The following is a 14948-nucleotide window of genomic DNA, read 5'->3' as shown; positions in this document are numbered from 1 at the left end:
GTTCACCTCCTCACTCGTCGGGCCTCGTCAACAGCGTCAACAGTTATTGCGTCATGCGCTAAAGCGGAAAGCACCTAGTTCAGTTTCAGCCGAGCATCGATGCTGTCGGCCGGGGTGGCGGCGTCAATGCGTCACCGACCCGGTCGACCAGCAGCGCCATCTCGTAGCCGACCTGACCGACGTCACACGCCCGGGCCGCGAGGACCGCGAACGAGGAGCCGTCGGAGATCGACATGAGGAAGAGGAAGCCGTTGTCCATCTCGACGACGGTCTGCAGCACCGCCCCGCCCTCGAAGCAGCGGGAAGCGCCCTGCGTGAGGCTCACCAAACCGGAGGCGATCGCGGCGAGCTGGTCGCCACGGTCGCGCGGCAGGTCACGCGAGGCGGCCAGCAGCAGACCGTCCGCCGAGACGGCTACCGCATGGGCGACGCCCGGCACCCGGTCTGCGAAATTGGCCAGTAGCCAACCGAGATCCTGCGTAGATGTCATGCCTCTTGCTCCTTGCCAACCTGCGAGTTTTGAGGCCCGGCCGAAGTGGGCTCCGGGGTTTTCGAGTCGTCGGACCGGGTGCGGCCGCGCTGAACGCCTCGGTGATAAGCGGACAACAGACCACGCACGGACTCCGGCGTGCGCCGGTGGACCGTGGCGGGGTTCTTCTCCACCCCGCCCGGGACCAGTTGCGCTTGCGGCACGCGTTTTGGCAAACCCGTGTCGGTCTTCGCAAATTCCTGCTCCTGGGCGAGTGCGGCGGCCGCCTGCCATCCTTCGTCTGCCGCAGTCTGCCAGTTTACCGCCGAACCGCCGGTCGCCCGGTCGGCCGAACCTCGCGAAGCTTCACCCGGAACCCGGGTTTCAAATCGCTGCGGAGGCACGTATGCCGTGTCGCTGTAGGTCACCTCGACCGGCCGCGTCGAAGCGCCGTTGGACGCCGGTGCCGGCGCGGCGGGCGCGGCCGGGGCGGCGGCGACAGGCTCGTCGTCGAAGGTCGGGCGCTTGCTGGTGCTCTGGAACCAGGCCGACTCCAGCTCGCGGAAGATCGGCAGCTCCATCGTCTCGTCGACGAAGCGCTGGCGGGAGTCGCCGGCGTCGCTTTCGGAGGACGCCGGGTCCCAGTCGAGCCGGACCCGCGGGATCTCCGCCGTCATGTCCACCGGCGCGTACGGCTCGGCGGACGCGGCCGCGGGAGCCGGAGCGGGCGGCTGCGCCGCGAACCGGTCGGACTGCTGCTGCGGGCCCGACGAGACCGGCGGCCAGGCGGGCGGTGCCGCCGCGGCCGGGGGCGGGCCACCGGCGGCGTACGCCGCGGGGACGTCATAGCCGCGCGGGTCGGACGCCTCGGGACGCTGCCGCGGGATCTGGCCGCTGACCTCTTCCTCGGCGACCTCGCCCTCGACGGTCCAGTTCTCGTTGGCGCGGCGCTGCGGCAGCGGGTTGAGGTCACCGGGCGTCCGGCGCTCCTCGGACTGCTCGCCGCCCACACCGGTCAGGTCCGACCAGGCGGGCAGGCTGCGACCGGCACCGGGACCCTGCTGGGCCGGCGGGCGGGGGCCGAAGCCACCACCGTCGCGCGGACCGGGACCGGCGTCGCGCGGGTCGATGCGGGGGAAGGCGCCGCTGGGGCCGCCGGCGAAGCTGTCACGCGGCGGCGGGCCGGCGGGGTTCGCATCACCGAAGCTGTCGTGGAACGCGGCGGGGGGCGTCTCGCGGCGCGGCGGGGTGCCGTTGGCGAAGCCGTTGACCGTCGGCCGCTCGCCGGTGTGCGGGCCGGAGCCGAAGAGGCCGCTGCTGGTGAGCGTGCCGAAGCGCGGACCGCCGCCGTTGCCGCCGCCGGCTGGGCCGCCCACGGTCGTCGGCCCGCTCTCCAGGGCGAGCGGCGAAGCGAGCGGGGAGCGCGGCGCGGGCGTCGACGGGATCGGCCGGGCCTGGACCATGTCGTTGGGGCCGACGGCGGGCATGCCGGCGGTCGGCATGCCGGCGTTGGCGCGGCCGGACAGGGCCCGCGGCACGAGGACACCGGCGGGCAGCGTCATGTCGGCGATGGTGCCGCGCTCGCGCGCGGCCCGCAGCTCGACCTTGACGCCGTGCCGGGCGGCCAGCCGGGCGACCACGACGAGGCCCATCATCCGGGAGACGGCCACGTCGACCATCGGCGGGTTGGCGAGGCGCTCGTTGAGCTCGTTGAGCTGCTCGGGCGAGACGCCGATGCCGTGGTCCTCGACCAGCAGGACGGCACGGTCGCCGACGCGGCGGGCCTCCACGATGACCGCCGAGTCCGGCGGGGAGAAGGCCGTCGCGTTGTCGAGCAGCTCGGCGACCAGGTGGACCATGTCGTTGACCGAGTGGGCCGCGATCTCGATGTCCCGGTCGATCATGCCGAACTCGATGCGCGTGTAGTGCTCGACCTCGGACTGCGCGGCGCGGAGCACGTCCATGAGCGGCGCGGGCTCGCGCTGGATACGGGTCGAGTCGGCACCGGCGAGGACCAGGAGGTTCTCGTCGTTACGGCGCATCCGGGTGGCGAGGTGGTCGAGCTGGAAGAGCTCGGCCAGCCGGTCCGGGTCCTCCTCGCCGCGCTCCAGCCGGTCGAGGTGACCGATGAGCCGGTCGACCAGGATCTGGGAGCGGCGGGCGAGGTTGACGAACATCGTCGCGACGCTGGCCCGCAGTGCGGCCTGCTCGGCGGCGGTGCGGACGGCTTCCAGGTGGACGGCGTTGAACGCCTCGGCCACCTGGCCGAACTCGTCGCGGCTGCGGACCGGTAGTGGCTCGGCGATCTGCAGTGCCAGTTGATGCGGCGACATCTGACCGGCCAGGGCGGGGTCTCGCAGTCGCTGCACGGCCTGGGGCAGCCCGTACTGCGCGACGGTCAGCGCGCCGTGGCGCAGCTCCCGCAGCGAGCGGGCCATGGACCGGGCCACGATCCAGGCGAAGAGGATGGCCAGCAGCAGCATGCCGAGCAGGGCGCCGGCGGTGACGAGCACCTGGCGCTGCAGGTCGTTGCGGTGCGCGGTCGCGCTCTCGATGTTGTGCTCGTCGAACTCGACCTCGATGCCGCGCAGCAGGTTGGCCTTGTTGACCATCGAGTTGTCCCACGCGGCCGCGGATGGCAGGCCGGTCTGGGGCAGGTCCTCACCGGTGAGCGGGGTGAGCTGGCCCTCGAACTTCGCGGCCTCGCGCAGGTCGGAGCCGGCGATCTTCTTGTCGAACAGGTCGCGGTGCCACGGCTCGGAGACGACCCGGAACTGCTCCTCGGCCTGATCCTGGCCGTTGAGCGCGGCGTCGAACTCCTTGCGCAGCTGCGGCGTGAACTTCCTGGTCGTCAGGACCCGCAGCACGACGACCCGCTCGAGGGAGACCTGCTCCTTCATCTCGGAGATCGCGGCGGCGGCGCGCATGTCGGCGCCGAGGGCCGGGTTGTTGGACAGCTCGGCCGCGGCGTCGCGGATGCTCAGCAGGTCGTCGATCAGCGTCCGGTACCGGCTGACGACGGTGCTGGCCAGGATGTCCTTGCCGCCTTCGGAGATCTGCTTGCGCATCCCCGGCAGGTCGAGCAGCTGGGTGTCGATCGAGGCGAGCTGCTTGCGGAAGTCCTCGGGCGGGTCGGCCAGGCCGGACCGGGTGAGCCGGTATTCCTTGCTCGTGTCCTCGGTCTTCTGGATCTGGCGCTCGAAGGTGGCGCGGGCCTCGACGTTGCCCTGCTGGTCGAGCACGCCGAGCAGCAGCGCCGCGTTGGCGCGCTCGCTCTGCAGCTCGTGGACGAGCGAGGAGGCCTTGGCTGACAGCCCCGACAGGGTGCGGGCCCGGTCGGCGTCGTTGGCGTCACCGATGTTGTCGACGAGACCGTTGGTGCCGACCACGATCGTCGCGATGATCGGGACGATCATGATCAGGCCGAGCTTCGACCAGATCGGCAGGTCTCGGAGCCGGCCCACCGGGAGACGCAGACGCGACGAGACCGGCTCCCGCGTCGTTGGCCGTTTGCTCACTTCACCGCCCTCCGAACCGGGGCCTTGCGAATCAGCAGGCACCCGCGACCGGCCGACCCTACTGGGCCAGACCTCCGAGATTCCACCATGTCCCGTCGCAAGAAGAAAGCCCAGGCCTCCCGCTAGCCGTTATGTTCCGCATGAAGAAAAAAGTCCGTTTGACGGTAAGTTCAGCCGATCATCCCCCTACGCTGGGCGATTTACCCGATGCACGCAGATGATGACGGCTGACATATCGGTACAAAATTACGACATCAACTTCGCGTATGCGGGCTTGATCACCTCGTTGATCAACGCCAGCCGCTCATCAAACGGAATAAAAGCACTCTTCATTGCATTCACCGTGAACCACTGCATTTCGGACCAGCCGTAGCCGAAGGCCTCGACCAGCAGGGCCATCTCGCGGCTCATCGAGGTGCCGCTCATCAGCCGGTTGTCGGTGTTGACCGTGACCCTGAAGCGCAGGTCACGCAGCAACCCGATCGGGTGTTCCCGGATCGAGGCGGCGGCGCCGGTCTGGACGTTGGACGACGGGCAGAGCTCGAGCGGAATGCGCTTGTCCCGCACGTACGCGGCGAGCCGGCCGAGGGAATTGTCGGCCGCGACGTCGTCGACGATGCGCACACCGTGTCCGAGCCGGTCGGCGCCGCACCACTGGATGGCCTGCCAGATCGACGGCAGGCCGAACGCCTCACCGGCGTGGATGGTGAAATGCGAGTTCTCGCGCTGGAGGTATTCGAAGGCGTCGAGGTGCCGGGTGGGCGGGTATCCGGCCTCCGCCCCGGCGATGTCGAAGCCGACCACACCCGCGTCGCGGTACTGCACCGACAGCTCGGCGATCTCCATCGAGCGGGCCGCGTGCCGCATCGCGGTCAGCAGCGTGCCGACCCGGATCGGGTTGCCGGCAGCCGCCGCCTCGGCGGAGCCCTCGCGGAAGCCGTCGAGGACCGCCTCCACCACCTCGGCCAGCGCGAGGCCCTGGGCCAGGTGCTGCTCCGGCGCGAAGCGCACCTCGGCGTAGACCACGCCGTCGGCGGCGAGGTCCAGGGCGCACTCCCGGGCGACCCGGACCAGGGACTCCCGGGTCTGCATCACGGCGACCGTGTGGGCGAAGGTCTCCAGGTAACGCTCCAGCGACCCGGAGTCGGCCGCCGCGACGAACCACTCCCCGAGGCCCTCCGGGGTCGCGGCGGGCAGCTCGTGGCCGATGCCGGCGGCGAGGTCGAGGATGGTGGCGGGACGCAGGCCGCCGTCGAGGTGGTCGTGGAGGAGGGCTTTCGGCGCGCGACGGATCTCGTCGTAGGTGGGTGCAACCATGGAACGACACTAGTAGCGTGCACGCCTCCGTCATCACACATCTGCGGTGTCCGGTCTGCGCCGGCCCGCTCACCGCCGCCGATCGGGCGCTGCGCTGCGCCGCGGGCCATTCGTTCGACATCGCGCGGCAGGGTTATGTCGACCTGACCGCGGGCCGGTCGGTGCACACCGGCGACAGCGCCGAGATGGTGACCGCCCGGGAGGCCCTCCTGGAGGCCGGACACTTCGACGTCGTGTCCGACGCCGTCGCGGCAGCGGCGGCAGGTGTACCGGGAGCGGGCCTGATCGTCGAGGTGGGGGCCGGGACCGGCCGCTACCTGGCGCGGGCCCTCGGTCCGGACAGGGTCGGTCTCGCCGTGGACGTGTCGAAGGCGGCGCTGCGCCGCGCGGCCCGGGCCGACCCCCGCATCGGCGCGGTGCGCGCCGACGTGTGGCAGGGTCTGCCGGTCCGCGACGCGGCCGCCGATGTGATCCTCGACATCTTCGCGCCGAGGTCGGGCGCGGAGTTCGCCCGCGTGCTGCGCCCCGGCGGCGTCGCCGTGGTGGTCACCCCCGCGCCCGGGCACCTCGCCGAGCTGGTGGCGGCGCTGGGCATGGTCGGCGTCGACCCGGCGAAGCCGGAGCGGCTCGCGGCGAGCCTGCGCCCCTGGCTCACGCAGGTGGACGAGGTGCCGCTGCGGGCCACCCTGGCGCTGGACCGCGCGGCCGCGGCGGCCCTGGTCGGGATGGGTCCGAGCGCGTGGCACACCGACCCGGCCGCGGTGACCGCCACCCTGGCGGGCATGCCCGAGCCGATCACCGCGACGCTGGAGGTGCGCCTGAGCACCTGGCGCTCAGGCGGATAAGCCAGCGCTCAGGTGGATAGGCCGGCGCTCAGGTGGATAGGTCGACCTCTTCCCATCCGGGCGGGTCGCCGTGGTACGGCCCGGTGAAGACCACCGCCCACTCCAGGGCCCAGCGGCGCTGGCCGACGGCGTTGGAGTCGAGCTGGCCGGGCAGCGGCAGCCGCCGCCGCTCCGCCTCCAGATAGGACCAGTCCAGGCAGTAATAGAGGTCGAGCTGCGCCGCGGCGTCACCCGCACCGCGCGGTGCGGCCAGGGTGCGCTGCCGCCACGCCGAGAAGGTCTCGCCCTGCGGCAGGTTGGGCAGCCGCTCCATGAGCCCGTCGGCGGAGGGCAGCAGCGGATCGAGGTCCATGGCGATGCCCAGCAGCCAGGCCAGCGCGAAGAGCGCCTCCAGGTGCAGCGCGAAGGACCGCTCGTCGCCGTCGCCCTCGGCCACGAACTGCCACTCCGGCCCGGTCAGCCGGTCCTGCAGCCCCGACCGGTCCAGCCAGTGCGTCGCGAGCTCCGGCGGCATGCCGGCGACCCGGGCGAGCACGACGTTGAGGATCGCCGCGCGCACCTCGATCTCCGCACCGGGACGCAGCTCCACCAGGTCGCCGGGCTCCCAGGCGAGCGGGAAGTTGGGCGGTGGTAGAGGGAGCCGCAGGCGGTGCAGCTCTTCGAGGCTCGCCTCCCGCACCCGCTGCGGATCCGGCGACGTCACGGTCACCCGGGCACTGTAGCCGCCGGATCCAGCAGTGTCTCTAGGAGTCGCCCTCAGGATCCCGGCGGGCGAGGTCGGGGGCGAAGGCGGGCAGGCAGACCGCGACGTACTCGGCGCCGTCCGCGGTGGGGGTGGTGTACCTGACGCGTTCCCCCGCCCGGGTGACGATCGCCTGACCTGCGGTGACGTCGAAGTGGCCGCCGTCGTGCTCGACCCTGACGGTGCCGCGGAGCACGATCGTGAACTCGTCGAACTCGGGCGTCTGGAACGGCTCGGTCCAGCCGCCCGGGGCGATCATCTTGGCGATCGACGTCGCGGACTCGCCGGAGTTGACCCGGCCGACGTACTCGTCGATGATCTTGCCGCCGGGGACGGGGATCTGGGTGGGGGCCTTGATCAGTTCGGGCATCAGGAGATCCTGTCGAGAATCAGCGGTCGGGAGGGTGGCGGCGTGTCCGACAACGTGACCGCGTCGCGGGCCACGGCCAGCGCCGCCGGGAGCTTGCCGGCGTCCTCGGCCCGCAGCTCCATGATCACGTCACCGGCCCGGACCGCCTCGCCGGGCTTGCGGTGCAGGATGATGCCGGCCGACGCGCTGACCGGGTCCTCCTTGCGGGCGCGGCCCGCGCCGAGGCGCCAGGCGGCCACGCCGACAGCGTAGGCGTCCATGGTGGCGACGAAGCCGTCGGCGTCGGCGGTGATCGTCTCGACCTCGTGCGCCACCGGCAGCGGCGCGTCCGGGTCGCCGCCCTGGGCCCGCACAAGGGCCCGCCAGGAGTCCATGGCCCGCCCGCCGGCGATCGCGGCCTGCGGGTCGGCGTCGCCGAGGCCCGCCGCGTCCAGCATCTCCCGGGCGAGGGCCAAGGTCAGCGCGACCACGTCCTGCGGCCCGCCGCCGGCGAGCACCTCCAGGGACTCCTCGACCTCCACGGAGTGCCCGACGGTCCGGCCGAGCGGCACCTCCATGTCGGTGAGCAGGGCGACGGTGGTCACGCCGTGGGCCTTGCCGAGCTCGACCATGGTGCGGGCCAGCTCGCGCGCGTCGGCGACCTCGCGCATGAAGGCACCGGAGCCGAACTTCACGTCCAGGACCAGCGCGCCGGTGCCCTCCGCGATCTTCTTGCTCATGATCGAGCTGGCGATCAGCGGGATCGCCTCGACGGTGCCGGTGACGTCGCGCAGCGCATACAGCTTCCGGTCGGCGGGCGCGAGGCCCTCCCCCGCGGCGCAGATCGCGGCGCCGACCGTGCGCAGCTGCTCGACGAACGCCTCGTTGGACAGCTTGGTGCCGAACCCGGCGACCGCCTCGAGCTTGTCGAGGGTCCCGCCGGTGTGGCCCAGCCCGCGGCCGGACAGCTGCGGCACCGCCGCGCCGCACGCCGCGACGAGCGGGGTCAGCGGCAGCGTGATCTTGTCGCCGACGCCGCCGGTGGAGTGCTTGTCGACGGTCGGGCGGCCGACCCCGGACAGGTCCAGCCGCTCCCCCGACGCGATCATGGCGGCGGTCCAGCGGGCGATCTCGCCGGCGGTCATGCCGTTGAGCAGGATCGCCATCGCCAGGGCCGACATCTGCTCGTCGGCGACGACACCCTTGGTGTAGGCGTCGACGACCCAGTCGATCTGCTCGTCGCTGAGGATGCCCTTGTCCCGCTTGGCGCGGATGACGTCCACGGCCGCGAAGCTCATGCCGCACTCCAGTCCTGCTCGATGCCGGCCGGCCGGGGAGCCTCCCCGGCCCATCTGGCGGTGCCCTGGGCGTCGACGACGATCACCCGCGACGTGCGGACCCGGCCCCAGGCGACCCCCTCGTCGGCGGTGGCCCAGGTCGGGCCCTCCTCCAGGATGCCCGCCGGCTCGCTTTCCGCGGCGCCGGACGAGCGCTCCCAGTAGGCGGTCCAGACCTGCCTGCCGTCGGCGATGTCAGGGTGTACGAACACCGTGCCGGCGCCGACCTTCAGGGCGAGCGCGGCCGGGACGGAAGGACCAGCCGGGGCGATCCGCCCCAGGTCCGTGTCGTCGAAGGCATGCGGCAGCAGCGCGGTCATCGGCAGCGGGCCGTCGGCGTGGTCGATGAGGCAGTCCGCGCCGCCGTGCTCCCACAGCAGCTGCCGGCACCGGCCGCACGGCATGAGCGGCCGGCCGTCGCCGTCGACGCACGCCAGGGCGATCAGCCTGCCACCGCCGGTGACCTGCAGGTTGGAGACCAGGCCGCACTCGGCGCACAGGCCGAGGCCGTAGGAGGCGTTCTCGACGTTGCAGCCCACGACGATCCTGCCGTCGTCGACGAGCGCCGCCGCGCCCACCGGAAACTTCGAGTACGGCGCGTAGGCGCGCGCCATCACGGTGACCGCCGCCTCTCGCAGCGCCACCCAGTCGACGTCCGTCACGCTCAGCCTCCCCGCCGGAACGGTTTGCCGTCCGCGGCCGGTGGCCTGAGTCGTTGCGCCGCGAGCGCCAGCACGACCAGCACGGTGATGTAGGGCGCCGCCTGCACCAGCGCGGTCGGGATCTTGTCCACGGAGAAGAACAATACGTAGGAAAGGACGCCGAGGACGGCGGAAGCGACCGCCACGAGCCGGTTGCGCCGGATGAACTCCCACACCGCGAGGGCGAGCAGCAGAGCGCCGACCAGGATGAGCAGGGCGTGCACGGACTCGCTGCCGCGCCGCAGCTGCAGCGCGTCGGTGTAGCCGAACAGGGAGGCGCCCACGGCGAGGCCGCCCGGCCGCCAGTTGCCGAAGATCATCGCGGCGAGGCCGATGTACCCGCGGCCGCCGGTCTGCCCCTCGCGGTAGATCGCGGAGGTGACGGTGGACAGGTACACGCCGCCGAGGCCGGCCATCGCGCCGGAGATGACCACACCGTAGTACTTGTAGCGGTAGACGTTGAGGCCGAGGCTCTCCGCCGCGTGCGGGTCCTCACCGACGGAGCGCACCCGCAGGCCGAACGAGGTGCGCCAGAGCAGCCACCAGGTCAGCGGGATCAGCAGCACGGCGAGGATGGTCACCAGCGACACCTCGTAGAGCAGGCCGCGCAGTACCCCCGCGACGTCGCTCACCAGGAACCACTCGTGCTCCTCGATGCCCTTGAGACCGTTGATGCCGGGCACCGAGATCCTGGGGATGTGCGGCACCTGCGGGGACTGCGTGGCGCCGGCGCTGCCCCAGGTGATGTAGGACAGGTAGCGCACGACGCCGGGTGCCAGGATCGTCATCGCGACGCCGGAGATGATGTGGTCGACGCCGAAGGTCACGGTGGCGACGGCGTGCAGGAGCCCGCCGATGGCGCCGCCGAGGATGCCGATGAGCAGCCCGACCCACGGGCCGAACTCCAGGCTGCCCCACGCGCCGAACCAGGTGCCGAGGATCATCTGACCCTCGAGGCCGATGTTGACCACGCCGGCGCGCTCCGCCCACAGGCCGCCGAGGCCGGCGAGCCCGAGCGGCACCGCCGCCTGCAGGGCGGCCTGGATGGCGCCCGACGAGGTGACGTCCGGGGCGTTGGCGAGCTGGTGGACCAGCGACAGGCCGATCAGCGCACCGGAGATGATGAGCATGATCATCCAGCTCGACATCCGCCGGCCCTTGGTCTTGACCGGAGGCTGCGCCGCCGCCTCGGAGAGCATCGTGTCGGTGCTCACTTCGACTCCTCCACTACCGGGACGGGCGCGGCGGTGGCGGTGGCCACGCCGACCCGGCGCTGCTGGGCCCGGCGGCCGATGCGGGCGGCCAGCTCGTAGGCGATGACGACCGAGAGGACCGTGACGCCCTGCATGATCAGGACGATCTCTTTGGGGATGCTGTCGATGTCGAGGATGATCTGCGAGCTGGCCAGGAAGCCCCACAGGATCGCGGCGAGCGCCATGCCGATCGGGTGGTTGCGGCCGAGCAGCGCCACCGCGAGGCCGGCGAAGCCGATGCCGCCGAAGCCCTCGGTGTAGGTGTGGCTCTCGCCCAGCATGCGGGGCAGGTTGACCAGGCCGGCGATCGCGCCGGAGATCAGCATCGCGGTGATCACCATGCGCTTGGCGTTGACGCCGCTGGCGACCGCCGCGAACGGGTTGTAGCCGGTGGCCCGCAGGTCGAAGCCGAAGCGGGTGCGGTTGATCACGAACCAGTACGCGGCGCCGAGGACCACCGCGACGGCGAAGAAGCCGAGCACCTTCTGGTCGGTCCCGGAGATGATCGGCAGGCCGGGCATCCACGAGTCCTCGCTCAGGATGCCGGTGGTCTTGATCTGCGCGCCGGGCTCGGTGACGCCCCAGTGGTCGTTGAGCAGCCAGGTGATGACCAGGCCGCCGATCGCGTTGAGCATCAGCGTGGAGATGACCTCGCTGACCCCGCGCTGGGTCTTGAGCAGCGCGGCGATCGACGCCCACGCCGCGCCGACGATCATCGCGACGACGATGATGAGCACGATGCGCAGCCCGCCGGGCATCCAGTCCATGAACGACGCGCTGGCCAGGGCGCCGGCGAAGAACGCGCCGACCTTCGACTGGCCCTCGACGCCGATGTTGAACAGGCCCATCTTGAAGCCGAACGCGACGGCGACCGCCGCGATGTACAGCTCGCTGGCCTTGTTGAGGATCTCCACCTTCGTGTCCGGCAGCATGCCGAACTCGTACATGTGCTGGAACGCCAGCAGAGGGTCCTTGTCGCTGATCAGCAGGGCGACCGACGAGATCGCGGCGGCGATGATCAGCGCGGCGACCGGTGCGATCAGCTGCGGCAGCAGCTTGCCGATGTCGATGCGCCGGACCGCGGCGACAGCGCTCATGCCGACGCCTCCGCCTCGCCGCGGCGCCGCCACGAGGCACGCGGAGCACTGAGCCGATGATGAACGGCTCCTCCGCTGCACTCCAAGCCGTTCATGAAGGGATCTCCTCACCTGTGGCGCCGGTCATGGCGACGCCGAGCTGCTCGGGGGTGACGGTCGACGGGTCGGCGTCGGCCACCAGCCGACCACCGTAGATCACCTTCAGCGAGTCGGACAGGCCGATCAGCTCGTCGAGATCGGCGGAGATGAGCAGCACGCCCATGCCGGCGATCCGGGCGTTGCGGATGTGGTCCCAGATCGCGGCCTGGGCACCGACGTCCACGCCGCGGGTCGGGTGGGCGGCGATGAGCACCTTCGGCTGGTGGCTCATCTCCCGGCCGACGATGAGCTTCTGCTGGTTGCCGCCGGACAGCGCGACCGCGGCGACGTCGATGCCGGGCGTGCGCACGTCGTACTCGGCGACGATGCGGGTGGTGTCGCGGCGGGCGCCGCCGACGTTGATGAGGAAGCCGCTCGCGTTGGGCCGCTCGGTCTGGTGACCGAGGATGCGGTTCTCCCACAGCGGCGCGTCGAGCAGCAGGCCCTGCCGGTGCCGGTCCTCCGGGATGTAGCCGATGCCCGCCTCGCGGCGCCGGCGGGTGGGCCAGTCGGAGACGTCGTCGCCGTCGAGGGTGACGGTGCCGGTCGTGGCGCGCATGCCCATGATCGCCTCGGCGAGCTCGGCCTGGCCGTTGCCCTCGACGCCGGCGATGCCGACGACCTCGCCCTTGTGGATCGTGAACGAGGCGTTGTCGACGATCGGCCGCCCGTCGGCTGCGCGGACCGTGAGCCCCTCGACGACCAGGACGGGCACCTCGGTGACGGTCGACTCGCGGGCCTCGGGGCTGGGCAGCTCGCTGCCGACCATGAGGGTCGCCAGCTGGCGGGCGGTGACCTGGTCGGGCTTGACGGACGCGACGGTCGTGCCGCGCCGGATGACGGTGATGTCGTCGGCGACGCCGCGGACCTCGTCCAGCTTGTGCGAGATGAACAGCACGGTCAGGCCCTCGCGGATGAGCTCGCGCAGGTTGCCGAAGAGCTCGTCGACCTCCTGCGGGACCAGCACCGCGGTCGGCTCGTCGAGGATGAGGATGCGGGCGCCCCGGTAGAGCACCTTGAGGATCTCGACCCGCTGGCGGTCGCCGACGCCGAGGTCCTCGACCAGCGCGTCGGGGTCGACGTCCAGCCCGTACCGCTGGGAGATCTCACTGATCTTCTGCTTCGCCCGGGCGCCGATGCCGTGCAGCTTCTCGGCGCCGAGGACCACGTTCTCCGTGACCGTGAAGTTGTCGGCCAGCATGAAGTGCTGGTGCACCATGCCGATGCCGGCCTCGATCGCGCGCTGGGGCGACGGGAACCTCACCGGGCTGCCCTCGATGAGGATCTCGCCCTCGTCCGGCGGCTGCATCCCGTAGAGGATCTTCATCAGGGTCGACTTGCCGGCACCGTTCTCACCGACGATCGCGTGGATCGTGCCCTTGCGGACGGTGAGGTTGACGTCAGAGTTCGCCACGACGCCGGGGAACCGCTTGGTGATCCCCTTCAGCTCGACGGCGGGTGGGTCCGCGGTCACGAGATGCTCCTTCAACAAGTGATGGCGGGGGACCGGATCACAGTCCCCCGCCTCACGTCCAGCTCTGGATTACTTGGTCGGCACCGTGATCTTGCCGGAGACGATGTCGGCCTTGAACTCGTCGAGCTTGGTCTTGATGTCGTCGACCTGGCCACCGGAGGTGGCGTAGCCGACGCCGTCGGCCTTGAGGTCGAAGACCGTCGGGCCGGCCTTGAACTTCTCCTCGCCGAAGTCCTTGACGAAGTTGAACACCGCGTTGTCGACCCGCTTGAGCATCGAGGTCATGATGACCGTCTTGAGCGAGGCGTCGGTCACGGTGTTGTACTGGTCGGAGTCGACGCCGATGGCCAGGGCGTTCTTGGCCTTGGCGGCCTCGAAGACGCCGGTGCCGGAGCCGCCCGCGGCCGCGTAGATGATGTCGGCCTTCTGGTCGTACATACCGGTCGCGGCGGTCTTGCCACCCGCGGGGTCGTTGAAGCCCTTGCAGGCCTCGGCCGGGGTCGACAGGTAGTTCGTCAGCACCTTGACGTCGGCCTTGGCGGCCTTGGCGCCGGCGGCGAAGCCCGCCTCGAACTTCTTGATCAGGTCGACCTGGCAGCCACCGATGAAGCCGACCGTGCCGGTCTTCGTCTTCAGCGCGGCGGCCGCGCCGACCAGGAAGGAGCCCTGCTCCTCGGCGAAGACGAGGTCGGCCACGTTGTCGGCGGTGGTGCCGCCGTCGACGATGGCGAACTTGGTGTTCGGGCAGTCCTTCGCGGCGCGCGCGAGCGGGCCGTTCTTGGCGTCCGCACCGTCGTAGACGAAGCCGACCGCGATGACCGGGTTGTAACCCGTCGTGCAGAGCAGCTTCAGTCGCGCGTACTTGTCGTTCTCGCTCTCGCCGGCGACCGCGGCCAGGTCCTTGACCTCAAGGTTGAGCTCGCTCTTGACCCGGTCGAGGCCCGCTGCGGCGGAGTCGTTGAACGACTTGTCGCCCCGGCCGCCGATGTCGAACGCGAGGCCGACCTTGACGTTCTTCTTCGCCGTGGTGCCACCGCTGCTCGAGCTGCCCGGGTCGCTGCCCTTGTCGTCACCGCAAGCGGCCATGGCACCCAACGCGACAATCGCCACCGCGGCGGCCGCGAGAACCTTCATCCCACGCACTCGGCGCAAGACGGTCTCCCTTCACCAATGCACCGCCCCAACGCGGTGAATCCCAACGGCGGGAGCGTACGCCCTCAGACCGACAGTTCCGCAGTTTGCTGCCGGGTTGGGAGGAGTGCGTTATAGGGCCGTGACGTGCCAGAGGTCCCTCCAGCGTACCGGCATCGATCTTGCACCGCCCCGCTTGCTACCAAAAGACGGCAACGGCGGCGTTAACGAGCGTTAGCCCCACCAAAGCCAGGAAATGCCCGCGGTTGACCTCCTCGCGCTTGCGCGAGAAGAAGGTCATGGCGAAGATCGCCAGGCCGATGAGCCCCTTGACGACCAGCTTGGCGGTGGGCGGCTCATGGCCGTCGCGCAACGGCGCGGACAGCGCGATGCCGGTCACCACCTGGACGATCGCACCCCACAGCATCGCGTTGTTGATCCGCAGCTTGCCGGTGAGGTACTGGGTGACCGACCCGCCCAGCAGCAGCGCGAAGCCGATCAGGTGGGCATAGAGGAGGATGAGCCGCAAAGGTTCCACTGGCGCAAGGTAGCGCCTCCTTGACTCTCCAGCAGCTGG

Annotated in this window: 13 protein-coding genes; 1 reads left to right on the top strand and 12 read right to left on the bottom strand. The window is 71.0% G+C overall.

Annotation, left to right across the window (positions count from 1 at the left end; translation table 11 throughout):
• Nucleotides 1-85: 85 nt before the first annotated feature.
• From ABZ321_RS34295 to ABZ321_RS34285, 3 genes are all read right to left on the bottom strand, one after another.
• Nucleotides 86-490, bottom strand: a complete 405-nt coding sequence (locus ABZ321_RS34295) for a roadblock/LC7 domain-containing protein (RefSeq protein WP_033358336.1) — start codon at nucleotides 488-490, stop codon at nucleotides 86-88.
• Entirely contained in the window at nucleotides 487-3933 is a 3447-nt protein-coding gene (locus tag ABZ321_RS34290; protein WP_354899094.1) for a sensor histidine kinase, read from the bottom strand. The genes ABZ321_RS34295 and ABZ321_RS34290 overlap by 4 nt, the downstream gene beginning before the upstream one ends.
• 300 nt (nucleotides 3934-4233) lie before the next feature.
• Nucleotides 4234-5304 carry an adenosine deaminase gene (locus ABZ321_RS34285; protein ID WP_344503838.1) on the bottom strand — a complete coding sequence of 357 codons (1071 nt, stop codon included), beginning with the start codon at nucleotides 5302-5304 and terminating at the stop codon, nucleotides 4234-4236.
• A 17-nt stretch (nucleotides 5305-5321) separates the two neighbouring features.
• Here ABZ321_RS34285 and ABZ321_RS34280 point away from each other — a divergent pair, with 17 nt between their 5' ends.
• Nucleotides 5322-6149, top strand: coding sequence for a putative RNA methyltransferase (locus ABZ321_RS34280; protein ID WP_354899091.1), 828 nt, complete (start codon nucleotides 5322-5324; stop codon nucleotides 6147-6149).
• Nucleotides 6150-6177: 28 nt separating this feature from the next.
• On the opposite strand, the gene ABZ321_RS34275 is transcribed toward ABZ321_RS34280, so the two are convergent.
• The 9 genes from ABZ321_RS34275 to ABZ321_RS34235 all read right to left on the bottom strand — a co-directional run bounded on the left by ABZ321_RS34275 (nucleotide 6178) and on the right by ABZ321_RS34235 (nucleotide 14909).
• The gene (locus ABZ321_RS34275; protein WP_344503840.1) at nucleotides 6178-6858 is read right to left on the bottom strand and encodes a DUF4272 domain-containing protein; all 681 of its coding nucleotides are present in this window, start codon (nucleotides 6856-6858) and stop codon (nucleotides 6178-6180) included.
• A 34-nt stretch (nucleotides 6859-6892) separates the two neighbouring features.
• The gene (locus ABZ321_RS34270) at nucleotides 6893-7261 is read right to left on the bottom strand and encodes a cupin domain-containing protein (protein ID WP_344503841.1); all 369 of its coding nucleotides are present in this window, start codon (nucleotides 7259-7261) and stop codon (nucleotides 6893-6895) included.
• On the bottom strand, nucleotides 7261-8538 hold the full coding sequence (locus tag ABZ321_RS34265) for a thymidine phosphorylase (RefSeq protein ID WP_344503842.1): 1278 nt from the start codon (nucleotides 8536-8538) through the stop codon (nucleotides 7261-7263). Before ABZ321_RS34265 ends, ABZ321_RS34270 begins: the two co-directional genes overlap by 1 nt.
• Nucleotides 8535-9239: a cytidine deaminase gene (locus tag ABZ321_RS34260; protein WP_344503843.1), complete on the bottom strand. Its 705-nt coding sequence runs from the start codon at nucleotides 9237-9239 to the stop codon at nucleotides 8535-8537. Before ABZ321_RS34260 ends, ABZ321_RS34265 begins: the two co-directional genes overlap by 4 nt.
• Before the next feature lie 2 nt (nucleotides 9240-9241).
• A complete protein-coding gene (locus tag ABZ321_RS34255; RefSeq protein ID WP_344503844.1) occupies nucleotides 9242-10492 on the bottom strand; it encodes an ABC transporter permease in 1251 nt (416 codons plus the stop codon).
• On the bottom strand, nucleotides 10489-11628 hold the full coding sequence (locus tag ABZ321_RS34250; RefSeq protein WP_344503845.1) for an ABC transporter permease: 1140 nt from the start codon (nucleotides 11626-11628) through the stop codon (nucleotides 10489-10491). Before ABZ321_RS34250 ends, ABZ321_RS34255 begins: the two co-directional genes overlap by 4 nt.
• Before the next feature lie 91 nt (nucleotides 11629-11719).
• The gene (locus ABZ321_RS34245; RefSeq protein WP_344503846.1) at nucleotides 11720-13240 is read right to left on the bottom strand and encodes an ABC transporter ATP-binding protein; all 1521 of its coding nucleotides are present in this window, start codon (nucleotides 13238-13240) and stop codon (nucleotides 11720-11722) included.
• Between the two features lie 69 nt (nucleotides 13241-13309).
• A complete protein-coding gene (locus tag ABZ321_RS34240) occupies nucleotides 13310-14374 on the bottom strand; it encodes a BMP family ABC transporter substrate-binding protein (RefSeq protein WP_344503847.1) in 1065 nt (354 codons plus the stop codon).
• A 196-nt stretch (nucleotides 14375-14570) separates the two neighbouring features.
• On the bottom strand, nucleotides 14571-14909 hold the full coding sequence (locus ABZ321_RS34235; RefSeq protein WP_344503848.1) for a hypothetical protein: 339 nt from the start codon (nucleotides 14907-14909) through the stop codon (nucleotides 14571-14573).
• Between the last annotated feature and the right edge of the window lie 39 nt (nucleotides 14910-14948).

Source organism: Dactylosporangium sp. NPDC006015 (assembly GCF_040614215.1).
Lineage (GTDB): Bacteria > Actinomycetota > Actinomycetes > Mycobacteriales > Micromonosporaceae > Dactylosporangium > Dactylosporangium maewongense.
Note: the sequence above shows the minus strand (reverse complement) of the source record. Positions and strands in the feature narration are given on the sequence as shown.

Excerpts from the sequence above, each read along its gene's own strand:
- ABZ321_RS34285 (WP_344503838.1), bottom strand. The coding sequence starts at position 5,304 with ATGGTTGCACCCACCTACGACGAGATCCGTCGCGCGCCGAAAGCCCTC.
- ABZ321_RS34240 (WP_344503847.1), bottom strand. The coding sequence starts at position 14,374 with ATGAAGGTTCTCGCGGCCGCCGCGGTGGCGATTGTCGCGTTGGGTGCC.
- ABZ321_RS34295 (WP_033358336.1), bottom strand. The coding sequence starts at position 490 with ATGACATCTACGCAGGATCTCGGTTGGCTACTGGCCAATTTCGCAGAC.
- ABZ321_RS34270 (WP_344503841.1), bottom strand. The coding sequence starts at position 7,261 with ATGCCCGAACTGATCAAGGCCCCCACCCAGATCCCCGTCCCCGGCGGC.
- ABZ321_RS34250 (WP_344503845.1), bottom strand. The coding sequence starts at position 11,628 with ATGAGCGCTGTCGCCGCGGTCCGGCGCATCGACATCGGCAAGCTGCTG.
- ABZ321_RS34265 (WP_344503842.1), bottom strand. The coding sequence starts at position 8,538 with ATGAGCTTCGCGGCCGTGGACGTCATCCGCGCCAAGCGGGACAAGGGC.